15 protein-coding genes are annotated in these 17,692 nt (G+C 69.7%); 7 read left to right on the top strand and 8 right to left on the bottom strand.

The window, feature by feature from the left end; genetic code table 11:
* Window positions 1-50 precede the first annotated feature (50 nt).
* Window positions 51-1,586, top strand: a complete 1,536-nt coding sequence (arfA, locus tag AC1MBW_RS10360) for an arabinosylfuranosidase ArfA (RefSeq protein ID WP_480024409.1) — start codon at window positions 51-53, stop codon at window positions 1,584-1,586.
* 158 nt (window positions 1,587-1,744) lie between these two features.
* On the opposite strand, the gene AC1MBW_RS10355 is transcribed toward arfA, so the two are convergent.
* Both AC1MBW_RS10355 and msuE read right to left on the bottom strand, forming a co-directional pair.
* Window positions 1,745-2,149: a hypothetical protein gene (locus tag AC1MBW_RS10355; RefSeq protein ID WP_480024408.1), complete on the bottom strand. Its 405-nt coding sequence runs from the start codon at window positions 2,147-2,149 to the stop codon at window positions 1,745-1,747.
* 57 nt (window positions 2,150-2,206) lie between these two features.
* A complete protein-coding gene (gene msuE, locus AC1MBW_RS10350; protein ID WP_480024407.1) occupies window positions 2,207-2,923 on the bottom strand; it encodes an FMN reductase in 717 nt (238 codons plus the stop codon).
* 72 nt (window positions 2,924-2,995) lie between these two features.
* Between msuE and AC1MBW_RS10345 the strand changes: the two genes are divergently transcribed.
* The 3 genes from AC1MBW_RS10345 to AC1MBW_RS10335 all read left to right on the top strand — a co-directional run bounded on the left by AC1MBW_RS10345 (window position 2,996) and on the right by AC1MBW_RS10335 (window position 6,260).
* Window positions 2,996-3,790, top strand: a complete 795-nt coding sequence (locus tag AC1MBW_RS10345) for a class I SAM-dependent methyltransferase (protein ID WP_480024406.1) — start codon at window positions 2,996-2,998, stop codon at window positions 3,788-3,790.
* Between the two features lie 104 nt (window positions 3,791-3,894).
* On the top strand, window positions 3,895-5,001 hold the full coding sequence (locus AC1MBW_RS10340; RefSeq protein ID WP_480024405.1) for an amidohydrolase family protein: 1,107 nt from the start codon (window positions 3,895-3,897) through the stop codon (window positions 4,999-5,001).
* The gene (locus tag AC1MBW_RS10335; protein WP_480024404.1) at window positions 4,998-6,260 is read left to right on the top strand and encodes a kynureninase; all 1,263 of its coding nucleotides are present in this window, start codon (window positions 4,998-5,000) and stop codon (window positions 6,258-6,260) included. The genes AC1MBW_RS10340 and AC1MBW_RS10335 overlap by 4 nt, the downstream gene beginning before the upstream one ends.
* Before the next feature lie 285 nt (window positions 6,261-6,545).
* On the opposite strand, the gene nrdF is transcribed toward AC1MBW_RS10335, so the two are convergent.
* The 4 genes from nrdF to nrdH form a co-directional block, all read right to left on the bottom strand.
* The gene (gene nrdF / locus AC1MBW_RS10330) at window positions 6,546-7,547 is read right to left on the bottom strand and encodes a class 1b ribonucleoside-diphosphate reductase subunit beta (RefSeq protein ID WP_480024403.1); all 1,002 of its coding nucleotides are present in this window, start codon (window positions 7,545-7,547) and stop codon (window positions 6,546-6,548) included.
* Window positions 7,548-7,646: 99 nt separating this feature from the next.
* On the bottom strand, window positions 7,647-9,752 hold the full coding sequence (nrdE, locus tag AC1MBW_RS10325) for a class 1b ribonucleoside-diphosphate reductase subunit alpha (protein WP_480026096.1): 2,106 nt from the start codon (window positions 9,750-9,752) through the stop codon (window positions 7,647-7,649).
* 32 nt (window positions 9,753-9,784) lie between these two features.
* On the bottom strand, window positions 9,785-10,204 hold the full coding sequence (gene nrdI / locus AC1MBW_RS10320; RefSeq protein ID WP_054146925.1) for a class Ib ribonucleoside-diphosphate reductase assembly flavoprotein NrdI: 420 nt from the start codon (window positions 10,202-10,204) through the stop codon (window positions 9,785-9,787).
* An 81-nt stretch (window positions 10,205-10,285) separates the two neighbouring features.
* Window positions 10,286-10,519 (bottom strand): glutaredoxin-like protein NrdH, encoded by a 234-nt coding sequence (gene nrdH / locus AC1MBW_RS10315; protein ID WP_043596549.1) that lies wholly within the window; start codon window positions 10,517-10,519, stop codon window positions 10,286-10,288.
* A gap of 328 nt (window positions 10,520-10,847) precedes the next feature.
* On the opposite strand from nrdH, the gene AC1MBW_RS10310 reads away from it, so the two are divergent.
* The 3 genes from AC1MBW_RS10310 (at window position 10,848) to AC1MBW_RS10300 (ending at window position 13,648) form a co-directional block, all read left to right on the top strand.
* Entirely contained in the window at window positions 10,848-12,056 is a 1,209-nt protein-coding gene (locus AC1MBW_RS10310; RefSeq protein ID WP_054146926.1) for an MFS transporter, read from the top strand.
* Between the two features lie 107 nt (window positions 12,057-12,163).
* Window positions 12,164-12,994: an aldo/keto reductase gene (locus AC1MBW_RS10305; RefSeq protein ID WP_480024402.1), complete on the top strand. Its 831-nt coding sequence runs from the start codon at window positions 12,164-12,166 to the stop codon at window positions 12,992-12,994.
* 120 nt (window positions 12,995-13,114) lie between these two features.
* Window positions 13,115-13,648: a ribonuclease H family protein gene (locus AC1MBW_RS10300; protein ID WP_054146928.1), complete on the top strand. Its 534-nt coding sequence runs from the start codon at window positions 13,115-13,117 to the stop codon at window positions 13,646-13,648.
* Window positions 13,649-13,793: 145 nt separating this feature from the next.
* On the opposite strand, the gene AC1MBW_RS10295 is transcribed toward AC1MBW_RS10300, so the two are convergent.
* Entirely contained in the window at window positions 13,794-14,555 is a 762-nt protein-coding gene (locus tag AC1MBW_RS10295; protein WP_043596555.1) for an SDR family NAD(P)-dependent oxidoreductase, read from the bottom strand.
* Window positions 14,556-14,624: 69 nt separating this feature from the next.
* The gene (locus tag AC1MBW_RS10290; RefSeq protein ID WP_480024401.1) at window positions 14,625-17,195 is read right to left on the bottom strand and encodes a DEAD/DEAH box helicase; all 2,571 of its coding nucleotides are present in this window, start codon (window positions 17,193-17,195) and stop codon (window positions 14,625-14,627) included.
* Window positions 17,196-17,692 lie beyond the last annotated feature (497 nt).

The following is a 17,692-nucleotide window of genomic DNA, read 5'->3' as shown; positions in this document are numbered from 1 at the left end:
GCCTCCTCGTCCCCACCCCACGCACGCCGTTCCCCTCAGCTAGGAGATCCATGTCCACCGCCCGCATCACCGTCGACCGCGAGTTCACCATCGGCCCGGTCCCCCGCCGCCTGTTCGGCTCGTTCGTCGAGCACATGGGCCGCTGCGTCTACACCGGCATCTACGAGCCCGGCCACCCCACCGCCGACGAGAACGGCTTCCGTCAGGACGTCCTCGACCTCACGAAGGAGCTCGGCGCGACCGTCATCCGCTACCCCGGCGGCAACTTCGTGTCGGGCTACAACTGGGAGGACGGCGTCGGGCCGGTCGACCAGCGCCCGCGTCGCCTCGACGGCGCCTGGCACACGGTCGAGACCAACGCCTTCGGCCTGCACGAGTTCGTCGCCTGGTCGAAGCTCGCCGGCACCGAGGTGATGGAGGCCGTCAACCTCGGCACCCGCGGCGTCGACGCCGCCCGCGAGCTCGTCGAGTACGCCAACCACCCCGGGGGCACGGCGCTCAGCGACCGTCGCATCGCCAACGGTGCGAAGGACCCCTTCGACATCAAGCTCTGGTGCCTCGGCAACGAGCTCGACGGCCCGTGGCAGATCGGCCACAAGACCGCCACCGAGTACGGCCGCCTCGCCCAGGAGGCCGCCAAGGCCATGAAGTTCGTCGACGACTCGATCGAGCTGGTCGCGGTCGGCAGCTCGGGCCGCGGCATGCCCACCTTCGGCACCTGGGAGCACGAGGTCCTCACCCACGCGTACGACGAGGTCGACTACGTCTCGATGCACGCCTACTACCAGGAGCACGACGGCGACGCGAAGAGCTTCCTCGCGACGGCCGTCGACATGGACGCCTTCATCGAGGAGGTCGTGTCGACCATCGACGGGGTCAAGGCCGCCGGAAAGCACTCGAAGCAGGTCGACATCTCGTTCGACGAGTGGAACGTCTGGTACCAGACCGGCCTCGACTCGGACGACCAGCCGCACAACGTGTCGAAGGGCTGGCGCGAGCACCCCCGACTGATCGAAGACCAGTACAACGTCACCGACGCGGTCGTGGTCGGCACGTTCCTCAACTCGCTGCTGCGTCACGGCGACCGGGTCAAGATCGCCAACCAGGCGCAGCTCGTCAACGTCATCGCGCCGATCCGCAGCGAGGCCGGTGGGCCCGCGTGGCGCCAGTCGATCTTCTGGCCGTTCGCCCGCATGGCGACGCTCGCGACCGGTCAGATCCTGCGCACCCTCGTGACGAGCGACAAGGTCGACACCGAGAAGTACGGCGACGCCGACCTGGTCGACGTCAGCGCGACCTACGACGAAGAGGCTGGCACGGTCGCGTTCTTCCTCGCGAACCGCGGTCTCGACGAGACCGCCGACGTCGAGGTCGCCCTGCGCGGCTTCAGCGGCGGACGCGTCACCCGCGCCGAGGTGCTGGCCGTTCCCGAGGGCGGCGACCGCTTCTCGTCCAACACCGAGAACGCGCAAGACACGGTCGGGCTCGTCCCGCTGACCGGCGTCACGGTCGACGGCGGCACCGCACGCCTGCGCCTCCCCGCCCTGTCATGGGCCGTCGTCGAGCTCGAAGTCGGCAAGGCCTGACCCACGGACCGACTGCAGGAGGCGCGGTGCCGGTCGTGACCGGCACCGCGCCTCCTGCGTCCGGTCGCGTCGGGTGCGCGGCTCGGCCGCGAGGCCCCGGCTCGGCCGCGGAGCCCTCGCTCAGCCGCCGACCTCACGCTCGGCGGCGCGGCCCCGGCTCAGCCGCGGGGCTTGAAGAGGCGGGCGATGCTGTCGCGCACCGACTCCTCGATGGTGTCGGTGAAGCCGTTCGAGAAGCCCAGGGCGTCGTTCGGGGCCGACGCGGCCGTCATCGACTCGACCACGCGCTGGCCGTGATGGGCCCGTGCCTCGCGCACCGAGTCGAAGCCGAGGCCGAGGCCGGCCGCGGCCCGGGCGAGCAGCGCCTCACGGTCGTCGTCGGTGCTCGTCTGTGCCTCGGCGAGCGCGCGCACGGACAGGTCGTCGACACCGTCGGCCACCCATCGGGCGGCACGCCCCGGCAGCACCCCGGACGGCAACAGGCCGAGCCGGCGCTGTGCCTCGCTGTCGCGGATCTCGGCGCGGGCGACGGACGGGTCACGGGGCGTCGGGTCGGCAGTCACGACGACCACGATACCCGTGGGCATCCTGGGCGGCTGCCCCGCCTTCGGGTCGTGCGCTCAGCTGAACAGCCGTGTGGGCGTCGAGAGGTCGAGCTCGCTCGCGCGCAGGTCGTCCACCCGCGGACCGTCGCCCGTGCCACCGTCGTCGAGGCTCCGCTCGATGCGCCCCTTCTCGGCGATGCTGGACCGGATGAGGGGCAGGCCGCGCTGGATCGCGTGGCGGATGCGCTCCTGCAGCAGCGGAGCCGTGACCGCGTACTTCTCCGCACCCCCGGTCGCCGTGAAGTCGGTCGTGTGCGCGTACACGCCGAGCGGCAGCGTCAGGGCCTGGAAGAACCCGAAGAGTGGTCGCAGCGAGTGCTCGATGATCAGCGCGTGTCGCTCGCTACCACCCGTCGCGGCGAGCAGCACGGGCACGTCGACGAGTGCGTACTGCTCGACGAAGTCGAAGAGGTGCTTGAAGAGCCCGGTGAAGGAGGCGCGGTAGACGGGCGAGGCGACGATCAGCAGGTCGGCGGTCTCGATGGCGACCAGCTCGCGCTCGACCCGTTCGTCGAGCTGGTCACGGGTGAGCGCGCCGGCGAACAGCGGCCCGAGTTCGCTGACCCGGATCACGTGCGCCTCGATCGGCAGGACGTCGCCCAGCGCCGTGACGATCTCGTGCACGAGGGCGTCGGTCTTGGACGGCGTGCTGAGGGTGCCCGACACGGCGACGACCCGCAGGGGCCGGGTCGGACGCGGGGACGAGGGGGTCGGAGGCAGCGTGGAAGTCATCCCGTCCATGCTGCGCCCGAGGCCGACGTAACACAGGGTGTGTGACGGATCGTGACGTGCGACAGTGTTCCGGTGACACATCAACCAACCCAGGAGGGGTTCGACCCGGCCGCCCACGGCTTCGACCCCGCACGACCCGATTCCGACCTCGCCGCCTCGTTCGGGCTGGCCGCCGACGTCTACGAGAGGGGCCGCCCGTCGTACCCCCTCGAGGCCGTCGACTGGCTGCTGCCCGAGGGCGCCTGTCACGTGGTCGACCTGGGGGCCGGCACGGGCAAGCTCACCCGCCTGCTGCTCGACCGCGCTCCGTCGGTCACGGCCGTCGAGCCCTCGCCCGGCATGCGCGCCACCCTCGAGCAGGTCGTCCCCGGGGCGACGTCGGTCGCGGGGTCCGCCGAGAGCATCCCCCTGGGGGACGACTCGGTCGACGCCGTCCTCGTCGCGCAGGCCTGGCACTGGGTCGACACCGACCGAGCCGTGCCCGAGATCGCCCGCGTGCTGCGCCCCGGCGGCACGCTCGGCCTCATCTGGAACATCCGCGACGAGTCGGTGCCGTGGGTCGCGGAGCTCAGCCGGGTGATGCACCAGCCGCGCGAGCGCGACATGGGGTCGGACGCCCCGGTCGTCGGTGCACCGTTCGGCACCGTCGAGCGACACGACGTCGCCTGGGTGCACGAGCTGGGTCGCGACGAGTTCCTCGCCATGATCGCGTCCCGCAGCTACGTCATCACGCTCTCACCCGACGACCGCGCGGCCCTCCTGCGCGACGTCGAGCAGCTGCTCGACACCCACCCCGACACCCGCGGCGTCGACCTCATCCGCCTGCCGTACGTGGCGCGGTGCTCGCGGGCCGTCCTGACCTCCTAGGTCGCGCCTCCTCTGCCCGCCTCCGCCCTGTGGGCCCGCCTCGTCGTCCCCGGACGCGGGCGGGCCTGCAGGGCACGGGCAGCACGCACGAATAGGGTCGGGTCATGGACCAGGAGGCGCGGCTCGTCACGGTCGACCACGCCTGGTCGGGCCGGTGGTCCGGTCGCAGCCTGCTGCGGCTCGACGCCCACGGCGTCGTCTTCGCCGGGTCGGCCGACGCGCACGACGCCGACACCCTGGCCGGTGCCGAACTCCCGCACGTGCCGGGCACCGTGCTGGCCCCCTTCACCGACTCGCACGTCCACCTCGGCCTGATCGACGCCGCGCAGCTGCCCGTCGGCGGCATCTCGCGGGTCGTCGACCTCGGGTGGGACCCGGCGATCGCCCACGGCTGGCTCGGCCGGCCCGGGCGCGACGGCTGGCCCGAGGTGGCCATCGCCGGCGGGCTGATCACCGCACCGGGCGGGTACCCGAGCCGGTCCGGCTGGGCGCCGCCCCGCGCCTCCCTGGTGGTGGGCGGCCTGCGCGCCTCGACCCGGCTGCGCCGCGCGGCCCGGCTCGTCGAGCAGCAGCACGCCCTCGGCGCCTCGATCGTCAAGGTCGCCCTCAACACCGACGCCGGGCCCGTGCTCGACGACGCGACGCTGCAGGTCGTCGTCGACGCCGCGCACGGACTCGGCCTGGCCGTGGTCGCGCACGTCCAGGGAGTCGGCCAGGCCGCTCGCGCGGCCGACGCCGGGGTCGACCGGTTCGCGCACACCCCCTTCAGCGAACGACTCGACGACGAGCTGGTCGCGCGCCTGGCCGCGTCGACGACGTGGGTGAGCACCCTGGACATCCACGGCCACGGTGTGGGTGGGGTCGCGCACGAGACGGCGGTCGACAACCTCTCGCGCTTCCGTGCCGCGGGCGGCCGGGTGCTCTACGGCACCGATCTCGGCAACGGCGACCTGCCGCTCGGCGTGAACGAGCGCGAGCTGCGTGCGATGGGCCGGGCCGGCTTCGGGCTGGCGGGACTTCTCGACGCCCTCGCCCCCGACGTCGCCGAGCCGACCGGCGGCGCACGCCTGCCGTTCACCCGCGTGACCTGGATCGCCGACGCGCCCCGCGCCTCCGCGTCCTCCGACGAGCGCGCCGCCTGGCTCGCGCGCGCGACCGCACTGACCGCCGACGAGCTCCTCGCCGTCGCCCTCGAGGAGAAGACCCGATGACCGATCCGCTCGCCTACCCCGCCGATTCCACCGATCCCGACGAGCAGGCCTCGGCGCATCCGGCCGGCCCGCTCGACGCCGCCGACCCGCTGGCGTCGTTCGTCGACCGGTTCGTGCCGGCCGTCGACGTGGTCTCGTACCTCGACGGCAACTCGCTGGGGCGACCCGTGACCGCCACGCTGTCACGACTGTCCGAGTTCGTCGAGGGTGCCTGGGGCACGCGGTTGATCCGTTCGTGGGACGAGCGCTGGATGTCGCTGCCGACCGAGCTCGGCGACCGCATCGCGGCGGCCTGCCTCGGTGCCGCCCCGGGTCAGACGGTCGTGGCCGACTCGACGACCGTGCTGCTCTACAAGGCGATCCGCGCGGGTCTGCGGGCCCGACCCGACCGCCGCGAGATCGTGATCGACGACGACCAGTTCCCGACCGACCGCTTCGTCGTCGAGGGCATCGCGCGGGAGCACGGGGCCACGATCCGCTGGATCGCCGTCGACAAGTCGACCGGCGTGACCGTGTCGCAGGTGCGCGACGTCGTGGGGCCCGAGACGGCGCTGCTGCTCGTCAACCACGTGTCGTACCGGTCGGGATGGCTGGTCGACCTGCCTGCCATCACCACGATCGTGCACGAGGCCGGCGGTCTCGTGCTGGCCGACCTGTGCCACAGCGTCGGCGTCGTGCCGATGCAGCTCGACGAGTGGGGCGTCGACCTCGCGGTCGGCTGCACGTACAAGTACCTCAACGGCGGGCCGGGTGCCCCCGCCTTCGCGTACGCCCGCGCCTCGCTGCTGCCCGAGCTCGACCAGCCGATCCAGGGCTGGATGGGCGCGGCCGACGTGTTCGCGATGGCGGACGGGTACGAGGCGGCGGCCGGCATCCGGCGTTTCGTCAGCGGGACTCCCCCGGTGATGGGCATGCTCGCGATGCACGACATGCTCGACCTGATCGACGAAGCCGGCATCGACGCCATCCGGTCGAAGTCGCTCGCCCTGACCGACTACGCCTTCGACCTCGTCGACGCCTGGCTCGTGCCGCTCGGGGTGACCGTGGCGACGCCCCGGGCTGCGGCGGAACGCGGCAGCCACGTCACGATCACGCACGGGTCGTTCCGCGAGGTCGTGGCCCGGCTCTGGGACGCCGGCGTCGTGCCCGACTTCCGCAACCCGGATGCCCTGCGCATCGGCCTGTCGCCACTCAGCACCTCGTTCGCCGAGGTGCGCATCGGCATCGCCGCGATCCGGGCGGCCCTGCTCGCCGACTGAGCACGCACCCGGCACACCGCCCGAATCCGACCTCCGCCAGTCCGCCACGCGGGCCGAACCCGACCTCCCTGAGTCCGCCACGCGGGCCGAACCCGACCTCCCCGAGTCCGCCACGCGGGCCGAACCCGACACTCGGCTCCACCGAAAACGTTTGCGGCCGAAGATGAGCCGCGTGTCCGCCCTCGACGGTCGCGAAATGCACACCGGGACGGTGCGAGGTGGGGCCGGACGCAGAACAGGCGCCGCCCGGGGTGGGCGACGCCTGCTGCGTGGTGCGGGGGTGGGCTAGAAGTCCCAGTCCTCGTCTTCGGTGTTGACGGCCTTGCCGATGACGTACGACGAGCCCGACCCCGAGAAGAAGTCGTGGTTCTCGTCGGCGTTCGGCGAGAGCGCGGACAGGATCGCCGGGTTCACGTCGGTCGTCTCTTTGGGGAACATCGGCTCGTAGCCGAGGTTCATCAGCGCCTTGTTGGCGTTGTAGTGCAAGAACTTCTTGACGTCCTCGCTGAGGCCGACGCCGTCGTACAGGTCTTGCGTGTACTGGATCTCGTTCTCGTACAGCTCGAAGAGCAGGTTGAACGTGTAGTCCTTGATCTCTTGCTTGCGTTCTTCGGACGCGCCCTCGAGACCCTTCTGGAACTTGTAGCCGATGTAGTACCCGTGAACGGCCTCGTCGCGGATGATGAGGCGGATCAGGTCGGCCGTGTTGGTCAGCTTGGCGCGCGAAGACCAGTACATCGGCAGGTAGAAGCCGCTGTAGAACAGGAACGACTCGAGCAGCGTCGAGGCGACCTTGCGCTTCAGCGGGTCGTCGCCCGTGTAGTAGTCGAGGACGATCTGGGCCTTCTTCTGCAGGTTGACGTTCTCGGTCGACCAGCGGAAGGCGTCGTCGATCTCGGGGGTCGACGCGAGGGTCGAGAAGATCGACGAGTAGCTCTTGGCGTGCACCGACTCCATGAACGCGATGTTCGTGTAGACGGCTTCTTCGTGCGGGGTGATCGCATCGGGGATCAGGCTGATCGCGCCGACGGTGCCCTGGATGGTGTCGAGCAGCGTCAGGCCGGTGAAGACCCGCATCGTCATCTGCTGCTCTTCGGGGGTGAGGGTGTTCCACGACTGCACGTCGTTCGACAACGGGATCTTCTCGGGCAGCCAGAAGTTGTTGACCAGGCGGTTCCAGACCTCGACGTCTTTGTCGTCGTGGATGCGGTTCCAGTTGATCGCACTGACCGACGTGATCAGCGGGACCGACTTGCCGGTGGCGTGTACCGGATCGGTGAGGGTCATGACGTGCCTTTCAGAGGGAAGAGCGTGAGTTCAGGAGGCGCGGGCCGGCTGTCGAGGCCGGCCCGCGCCGGGTGGCGCGAGAGCCGTGAGGCGCAGGGCCTAGAGCATGCAGCTGACGCAGCCGTCGACCTCGGTGCCCTCGAGCGCGAGCTGACGCAGACGGATGTAGTAGATCGTCTTGATGCCCTTCCGCCATGCGTAGATCTGGGCCTTGTTGATGTCGCGCGTGCTCGCCGTGTCTTTGAAGAACAGCGTGAGCGACAGGCCCTGGTCGACGTGCTGCGTCGCCGCGGCGTAGGTGTCGATGATCTTCTCGGGCCCGATCTCGTACGCGTCGGTGTAGTACTCGAGGTTGTCGTTCGTCATGAACGGCGCCGGGTAGTACACGCGGCCGAGCTTGCCCTCTTTGCGGATCTCGATCTTCGACGCGATCGGGTGGATCGACGACGTCGAGTGGTTGATGTACGAGATCGACCCGGTCGGCGGCACGGCCTGCAGGTTCTGGTTGTAGATGCCGTGCTGCATGATGCTGGCCTTGAGCGCACGCCAGTCGTCCTGCGTCGGGATCGCGACGCCGGCGTCGGCGAACAGTGCGGCCGCCCGCTCGGTCTCGGGCTTCCACTCGGTCTCGGTGTACTTGTCGAAGAAGGTGCCCGACGCGTACGTGGAGTCCTCGAAGCCGCCGAAGGTGACGCCACGCTCGATCGCGATGGTGTTCGAGGCACGCAGGGCGTGGAACAGCACCGTGTAGAAGTAGATGTTCGTGAAGTCGATCGCCTCGGGCGTGCCGTAGTGGACACGCTCGCGGGCCAGGTAGCCGTGCAGGTTCATCTGGCCGAGGCCGATGGCGTGGGACTGGTCGTTGCCGACCTCGATCGAGCGCACCGAGGCGATGTGGCTCATGTCGCTGACCGCGCTGAGGCCGCGGATCGCGGTCTCGACGGTCTTGCCGAGGTCGGGGGCGTCCATCGAGAGGGCGATGTTCATCGAGCCGAGGTTGCAGCTGATGTCCTTGCCGATCTCGTTGTACGAGAGGTCTTCGTTGAACGTGGTCGGCGTGTTGACCTGCAGGATCTCGGAGCACAGGTTCGACATGTTGATGCGGCCCTTGATCGGGTTCGCCTTGTTGACCGTGTCTTCGAACACGATGTAGGGGTAGCCCGACTCGAACTGGATCTCGGCGATCGTCTGGAAGAAGTCGCGCGCCTTGATCTTGGTCTTCTTGATGCGCGAGTCGGCGACCATCTCACGGTACTTCTCGCTGATCGCGACGTCGCCGAAGGGGACGCCGTAGACCTTCTCGACGTCGTACGGCGAGAAGAGGTACATGTCCTCGTTGTTCTTGGCGAGCTCGAACGTGATGTCGGGCACGACGACGCCGAGGGACAGCGTCTTGATGCGGATCTTCTCGTCGGCGTTCTCGCGCTTGGTGTCGAGGAACCGCATGATGTCGGGGTGGTGTGCGCTGAGGTACACCGCGCCGGCACCCTGGCGGGCACCGAGCTGGTTCGCGTAGCTGAAGCTGTCTTCGAGCAACTTCATGACGGGGATGATGCCCGACGACTGGTTCTCGATCTGCTTGATCGGGGCACCGGCCTCGCGGATGTTCGAGAGCGACAGGGCGACGCCGCCGCCGCGCTTCGACAGCTGCAACGACGAGTTGATGCCGCGCGATATCGACTCCATGTTGTCTTCGATGCGCAGCAGGAAGCAGCTGACGAGCTCGCCGCGCTGGGCCTTCGCCGTGTTGAGGAAGGTCGGCGTGGCCGGCTGGAAGCGGCCCGCGATGATCTCTTCGACCAGGTCGACGGCGAGTGCCTCGTCGCCCTGGGCGAGGCCGAGGGCGGTCATGACCACGCGGTCTTCGAAGCGCTCGAGGTAGCGCTTGCCGTCGAACGTCTTGAGCGTGTACGACGTGTAGTACTTGAACGCACCGAGGAAGGTCTGGAAGCGGAACTTCTTCGAGTAGGCGAGGTCGTTGAGCTTCTCGATGAAGGCGAAGTCGTACTGCTCGATGGTCGCGGCCTCGTAGTACTCGTTCTCGACGAGATAGTCGAGGCGCTCGCGCAGGTTGTGGAAAAAGACCGTGTTCTGGTTGACGTGCTGCAGGAAGTACTGCTTCGCCGCCTCGCGGTCCTTCTCGAACTGGATCTCGCCGGACGGACCGTAGAGGTTCAGCATCGCGTTCAGGGAGTGGTAGTCCATCCCCTGGCTGAGGCCCTGCCCCGGTGCGGCGATCACTTCGAGGTCATCGACTGCTGCGTCCAAAATTCTTCCAATCCTGTCTGTACGGCTTGTACGTCGTCTGGTGTTCCGAAGACTTCGAAACGGTAGAGAAGGGGAACGTCACACTTGGCCGCGACGATGTCGCCGGCCAGGCAGTAGCCCTCTCCGAAGTTGGTGTTGCCCGCCGCGATCACGCCTCGGATGAGGCGTCGGTTGCCCTCGTCGTTGAGGAACCGGATGACCTGCTTCGGGACGGCGCCTCGACCTTCGCCGCCACCGTAGGTCGGCAGGACGAGGACGTAGGGGTCATGGACGTGGAGCGGCGGCTCGGACGGGAACAGCGGGATGCGCTGGGCCGGCACACCGAGCTTCTTGACGAAGCGGTCGGTGTTGCCCGAGACGCTCGAGAAGTAGACGAGTTCGTTCGTCACGACGAGTCCTCGCCTCCGAGGTGGTGTGGGGCCGAACCCCGGATCACGATGCAACGGGTCGGGCGCGGGGCGCCCGGTCGACTAGTCGACCTTGGCGGCCAGGGCGGCGATCTTGTCGGGGCGGAAGCCGCTCCAGTGGTCGTCGTCGGCGATGACCACGGGGGCCTGCATGTAGCCGAGGGCACGGACCTTCTCGAGGGCCGCGTCGTCGGCGGTGACGTCGAGCACGTCGTACTCGATGCCCTTGTTGTCGAGGGCTCGGTAGGTGGCCGTGCACTGGACGCAGGACGGCTTGGTGTAGACGGTGATGGCCATGGGATCCCCTGTGTTCTGGCCGGCCCCTGAGGCCGGATCGGTGGTTCGTGAGCCTCGGGGCGTAGTGCCCGTGGCGACTCTTCGATACTACATCTAGTGGCCCGGAGTTGCCCCCACAACTAGATGCGGTGTTACACGCCTGTAGTTCGTCTCACGGAGTTCTCCACAGGGAACCGCACACGTTTTGCACAGAACGAGGGCGGTTCTCCCCGGTTCTGGGCTGTTCTCCACATGTTCGTCCCCACCACCGACACTCGTCGATCCGTGTCCCCAGTTCGGGACCACGGCGTGTCGCGCACCCTGGACCCACTCGTAGACTTGTCCCCTCGTGAGCACCTATTCGACCCTGCTGAAGACGCCCGGCGTCTCGCGCATCATCGCGGCCCAGCTGACCGCGCGCTTCCCGTTCGGCATGCTGTCGCTCGCGTTCCTGCTGCACGTCGAGCACGTGCACCACTCGTACGCTGCAGCCGGCCTGGTGCTCGCCGCGACCAGCATCGGCCAGGCCATCTCGGGCCCGCTCACCAGCCGCTGGATGGGCCGCTGGGCGATGCGACCCGTCCTGACCCTGACGCTGATCGTCTGCCTGATCACGATGGTCACCTTCACCCTCTACGACTTCTCGGTGCCGGTGTTCATGGCGCTCGGCTTCGTGACCGGCCTGAGCGTGCCTCCCGTCCAGCCGGCCGTCCGCACCATCTACCCCAAGATGGTCACCTCGAACCAGCTCACTCCCCTCTTCTCGCTCGACGCGTCCGCGCAAGAGATCATCTGGGTGGCCGGCCCGGTCATCACGACCTTCGTCGGGACGCAGATCGGCACCCGAGAGGCCATCTGGCTCGCGGCCGCGTTCCTGGTGGGCGGCGGCATCTGGTTCATCGCGTCGCCCGAGGTCGGGCGCGTCCGCATCCCCCGCAGCAAACGGGCCTTCGGCAAGGTGCTCGCGCGGCCGACGGTGCTGCTGGCGACCGTCGCCGGCTTCCTGCTCATCGGCGCCTGCGCCGCGGTCGAGGCGGGCGTCGTCGCGCTCTTCGGCGAGGGCAGTGCCGACTCGGGCATCGCGCTGGCCATCTTCGCCGCGGGGTCGCTGGTCGGCGGCCTCGCGCTCGGCCACGTCCCGGTCGGCCCGTGGGCTCTCGGGCGCCGCATCGCCATCGTCTTCGTCGGCATGACCCTCGCGATCTTCGCGACGGGCCTCTGGCCGATCAGCATCACACTGCTGATCGCGGGCGTCGGCATCGCGCCCGCCCTCGCCGTCATGTTCGCCGTCGTGTCGTCGAGCGTGAAGTTCAGCGACACGGCCGAGGCCTACGGCTGGGCCGGCACCGGCCAGCTGATCGGCTCGGCGCTGGGCTCGGCCATCGCCGGCTTCGCGATCGACCACATCGGCGGCCAGGGCGGACTCATCGTGGCCGCCTGCTTCGCCTTCGTCGGCATGGTCGTCGGCGCCGCGTTCCACAAGGCCCTGCCCGACCTCCGCGGTCGCGACGCGAGCCCCCTGCCCGACACCGAACCGGTGCCGGTCCAGACGAGCTGACCCGCGCCTCCTCGTCCACCGGACGACGGGCCCGGCACGCACCGTTCACCGGACGGTCGCCCGGGCCCTGCGACGCCTGACGGTCGGAGGCTGGCAGAGTTGAGGGCATGCCCTCCATCGACGTGCCCCAGATCACCCTCAACGACGGCCGCACGATCCCGCAACTCGGCCTCGGCGTCTACAAGGTCGCGGACGACGAGGCCGAGCAGGTCGTCGAGACCGCCCTCGGCGAGGGCTACCGCCACCTCGACACGGCAGAGTTCTACGCCAACGAGCGGGGCGTCGGCCGGGCCCTGCAGGCTTCGGGCGTACCCCGTGACGAGGTGTTCCTCACGACCAAGGTCTGGAACACCGCCCAGGGCTACGACGAGACGCTCCGCTCGTTCGACGAGAGCCTGACGAAACTCGGCACCGACCACGTCGACCTCTACCTGATCCACTGGCCCGCCCCCAAGCAGGACAAGTACGTCGAGACGTACCGTGCCCTCGAGACCCTCCGGGCCGAGGGCCGGGCGCTCTCGATCGGCGTGAGCAACTTCCAGGTCCCGCACCTCGAACGCCTGATGGCCGAGACCGACGTCGTACCGGCCGTCAACCAGGTCGAGGCGCACCCGTGGTTGCAGCAGCACGAACTCCGGGCCTTCGACGCCGCCCACGGCATCGTGACCGAGGCGTGGTCGCCGCTGGCACGAGGGCGCATCCTGGACAACGCGGCACTGGTGCGCATCGGCGCGAAGCACGGGGTCACCCCGGCCCAGGTGACGATCCGCTGGCACCTGCAGCAGGGCCTCGTCGTGATCCCGAAGTCGGTCACACCGTCACGCATCCGGGCCAACCTCGACGTCTTCGGCTTCGAGCTCGACGCGGGCGACCTGGCCGCCATCGCGGGCATCGAGACCGGCGAGCGCACGGGCTCGCACCCCGACCACAACGGCTGACCCGGTCGGGCGCGACCCCGCCGTCCGATCCCGACACCCCCGCAGGAGGCGCGGGTCCGGTCGGTCGCGCCCGGCACGTTACCGTGGACCGGCAACCCGTCGACGCAAGGAGCACCCCGCATGACCATCACCGCCGCAGCAGACGGATCGGCCCTCGGCAACCCCGGCCCCGCCGGATGGGCCTGGTACGTCGACGACGAGCGGTGGGCCGCCGGCGGCTGGCCGCGTGCCACGAACAACCAGGGCGAGCTCACCGCCGTGCTCGAGCTGCTGCGCGCCACGGCCGGCACCGACGACGACCTGCACATCCTGTGCGACAGCCAGTACACGATCAAGGCCTGCACCGAGTGGATGCCCGGCTGGAAACGCAAGGGCTGGCGCAAGGCCGACGGCAAGCCCGTGCTCAACGTCGAGATCCTGAAGGAGCTCGACGCCGCCCTGGCCGGACGGAAGGTGCGCTTCGAGTGGGTCCGCGGTCACGTCGGGCACGAGATGAACGAGGCGGCCGACGTGCGGGCCCGGGGCGCGGCCACGGCGTTCCAGAACCGCACCGAGGTGCCGTCCGGACCCGGGTGGCCGGGGGCGCCGGTCGCGACGACCGACCCGATCACGGCGCCGGCGACCCCGCCCGCGCCTCCTGCGACGCTCTTCTGACGCACCGCACCGCGAATCGTGCACCGCACCTGATCGAGACGCGGTGCCGTGCACGAAACGCGGTGCCGCGCCGCGCCGCCGCGCCGTCCCGTGCCGGGCCGCGTCGTGCCGTGCGGCGTCGTGCCGGCGTCGCGTCGGCGTGCAGCTACATCGAGGGGTGCGTGCTCGACAGGCCACCGTCGACGACGAACTGCGCGCCGGTCGAGAAGGCCGAGTCGTCGCTCGCGAGGTGCAGGGCGAGCCCGGCGACCTCGTCGGGCTTGGCGAGGCGACCCCGCGGGCTCATCGCGCGGAACGCGTCGAGCACCTGCGGCTGGGCCTCGACCTGGCGGCGGAACAGCGCGGTGTCGGTCGGGCCGGGGTGCAGCGAGTTGATGCGGATGTTCCAGCCCTCTTGGGCGGCGTGGGCGGCACTCGACCGGGTGAGCCCGACCAGGGCGTGCTTGCTCGCCGTGTAGGCCGCGTCGTCACCGAAGCCGAGGAAGGACGTCGCCGGGGCCAGGTTGATGATCGACCCTCCCTCGCCGTCGGGGTTCGCGCGCATCTGCTCGATGGCGAAGCGCGTGCCGAGCATGACGCCGGTGACGTTGACCGCGAAGACGCGGTTCCAGCTCTCGAGCTGGGTCACGTCGATCGACTGGCCCGAGACGATGCCGGCGTTGTTGACCAGGACGTCGAGTCGCCCGTAGTGCTCGGCGATGCGGTCCATGACGCGCTTCCAGTCACCGCCGTTGGCGACGTCGTGCTGCACGAACTCGGCACCCGTCTCGGCGGCAACGGCCGCCCCGTCGACGATGTCGGTCGCGACGACCCGGGCCCCCTCGTCGGCGAACCGACGGACGATCGCCTCGCCGATGCCCGAGGCTGCCCCGGTGACGATGGCGACTTTGCCGGACAGACGAGACATGGCGACCTCTTCGTGGTGGAACGCGGGTGGAGCTGGTCGGCTGCCGGGGTGGGGCAGGACCCTACGAGATTACCCCTCGACGGGTGACGGTCGGCTCCGCTCGGAGGCCGGCCCGACGGCCGTGACCGTCACGACGGCCTCGCCCCGCTCGTCGCTCGAGGCGAGGTCGACCACGGCCGAGATGCCGAAGTCGTGGTCGCCCTCGGGGTCGGCCAGGATCTGCCGCACACGCCACACCGTGGGCAGTTGCTCGACCTGCAGCATCTGCGGCCCCCGGGCCGCGGCGTCCGTGCCGATGGAGTCGTACTCGTCGTAGTACCGGTCGAGGGCCTCACCCCAGCGGTCGGCGTCCCAGCCCGAGCCCGCGTCGAGGGCGCCGAGGGCGTCCGCGTCGTCCCGGGCGACCAGTTCGACGCGACGGAACAGCTCGTTGCGCACCATGATGCGGAAGGCCCGCGCGTTGGCGGTGAGGTTGCGCAGCGTCGGAGGCACGATCTCATCGTGGGCTTCGACCTCGCGCGGGTTCACCATCTCTTCCCACTCGTCCAGCAGGCTCGAGTCGACCTGCCGCACGAGTTCGCCGAGCCACTCGATGACGTCGACCAGCTCGTCGGTCTTCGCCTCGTCGGGCACGGTCTGGCGCAGGGCGCGGAAGGCGTCCGACAGGTAGCGCAGCACGAGGCCCTCGGAACGGGCCAGCCCGTAAAAGTTCACGAAGTCGCCGAACGTCATGGCGCGTTCGTACAGGTCGCGAACGACCGACTTGGGGCTGAGCGCGAAGTCGCCGATCCAGGGCTGGGAGGCCGCGTACGTCTCGAAGAGGGCCGTCAGCAACGCGTCGAGCGGCTTGGGCCAGGTGACCTCTTCGAGGAGTTCCATGCGCTGGTCGTACTCGATGCCCTCGGACTTCATCGCGGCCACGGCCTCGCCCCGGGCCTTGAACTGCTGTTGCGACAGGATCGGCCGCGGGTCGTCGAGGGTGGCCTCGACCACCGACACCATGTCGAGCGCGTACGTGGGCGACTCGACGTCGAGCACCTCGAAGGTCGCGAGGGCGAAGGGCGACAGCGGCTGGTTCAGGGCGAAGTTCGCCTGCAGGTCGACCGTCAGGCGGATGGTGGGGGCACCCCCGTCGGGTGACGCCTCTTGCACGACGACCTCGGCGGTGCGCAGCGTGCGGTAGATCGAGATGGCCTGTCGGGCCATGGCGTACTGCTTGGCGAGCGGCTCGTGGTTGTCGAAGACCAGGGAGCGCACGTTCGAGAAGACGTCGCCGCCGCGTCCGATGACGTTGAGCAGCATGGCGTGGGTGACCTGCATGTGCGAGGTCAGGGCCTCGGGCTCGGCGGCGATCAGCTTGGTGAAGCTGGGCTCACCCCAGGACACGAACCCGTCGGGCGCCTTCTTGCGGACGATCTTGCGCTTCTTCTTCGGGTCGTCGCCCGCCCGCTCGATCTGTTTGAGGTTGTCGATCTCGTGCTCGGGCGCCTGCAGCGTGACCGTGCCCGAGGTGTCGTAGCCCGCGCGACCGGCCCGCCCGGCGATCTGGTGGAACTCGCGGGCGCTCAGCTGGCGCATGCGGGTGCCGTCGAACTTGGTCAGCGCCGTCAGCAGCACCGTGCGGATCGGCACGTTGATGCCGACGCCGAGCGTGTCGGTGCCGCAGATGACCCGCAGCAGTCCGCGTTGCGCGAGTTGCTCGACCAGGCGTCGGTACTTGGGCAGCATGCCCGCGTGGTGCACGCCGATGCCCGAGCGCACGAGGCGGTTGAGGGTCTTGCCGAAGCCCGTGCTGAACCGGAACCCGCCGATCAGCTCGGCGATCTCGTCGCGTTGCTCGCGGCTGGCGACCTTGATGCTCGAGAGCGCCTGCGCCCGCTCGAGGGCCGCGGCCTGCGAGAAGTGGACGACGTAGACGGGTGCCTCGCCGGTCGAGAGCAGTTCTTCGACCGTCTCTTGCACGGGGGTCTGCGCGTAGAAGTAGTGCAGGGGCACCGGACGCTCGACGCCGGTGACCCGCGCGACGGGCCGACCGGTGCGTCGCGCCAGGTCGTCGGTGATGCGGGTGACGTCTCCGAGGGTGGCCGACATGAGCAGGAACTGCGCGTTCGGCAGCAGCAACAGCGGCACCTGCCAGGCCCACCCGCGCGACTGGTCGCCGTAGAAGTGGAATTCGTCCATGACGACCTGGTCGACGGCCGCGTCGGCCCCGTGCCGCAGCGCCAGGTTCGCGAGGATCTCGGCGGTGCAGCAGATGATGGGCGCGTCGGCGTTGACCGAGGAGTCGCCGGTCACCATGCCGACGTTCTCGGGTCCGAAGAGCTCGACCAGCGCGAAGAACTTCTCGCTGACCAACGCCTTGATCGGGGCCGTGTAGTACGAGCGGCCACCCTGGCTCAGGGCGACGAAGTGGGCACCGGCCGCGACGAGCGACTTGCCGGTGCCGGTCGGCGTGCTGAGGATCACCGACGCGCCGCCGACGAGCTCCATCATCGCCTCGTCCTGGGCCGGGTAGAGCGGCAGCCCGCGCGACTCGGCCCATTCGGCGAAGGCCGTGTACGCCGTGTCGGCGTCGTACGAGTCCGCACCCGGCGTCGACGGGAGCAGGGCGGCGAGGGGGGCGACGGGAGCGGGCGACATGATGAGTCAACCCTGCACCATCGACCGGGCCGTCGGCGACGACGACGGCCGGGTCGCCCGACCGCGAGGGCGGGGCGGCGCCCCCGCGGCCGGTCCCCTGCCTCGTGCCCTGAACCTCCACGAGGTGAGAGGAACTCAAGTAAATCACGAGGGGGCGCGGCGCGCGACCCCGAGGAGGCGCGGTGCGCGACCCCGGGGAGGCGCGGTCCACGACGCCCCGGGACGAGAAGAGGGCACGCCCCGGTCGACGAGCAGAACTCGGACCAGGGCGTGCCCACCGGACCCACGGCCGAGGACCTCACGAAGTCGGATCAGGAGACCACGCTGCGTTCGACGGCCGCTTGTCGGGAACGGGCGCCCCGGTAACCAGCCGGTGAGCGCACTACACCGTACCTCGGACGGCCCTCGAGGCGGTGGGTGACTTCCAGGTGATTGGCCCACCTCGTAATCCGGATGAAACACCCGACGGCTAGCGTCCAGGGTGAACCAACTGGTTC

Source organism: Frigoribacterium sp. AP1 (assembly GCF_056680555.1).
Note: the sequence above shows the minus strand (reverse complement) of the source record. Positions and strands in the feature narration are given on the sequence as shown.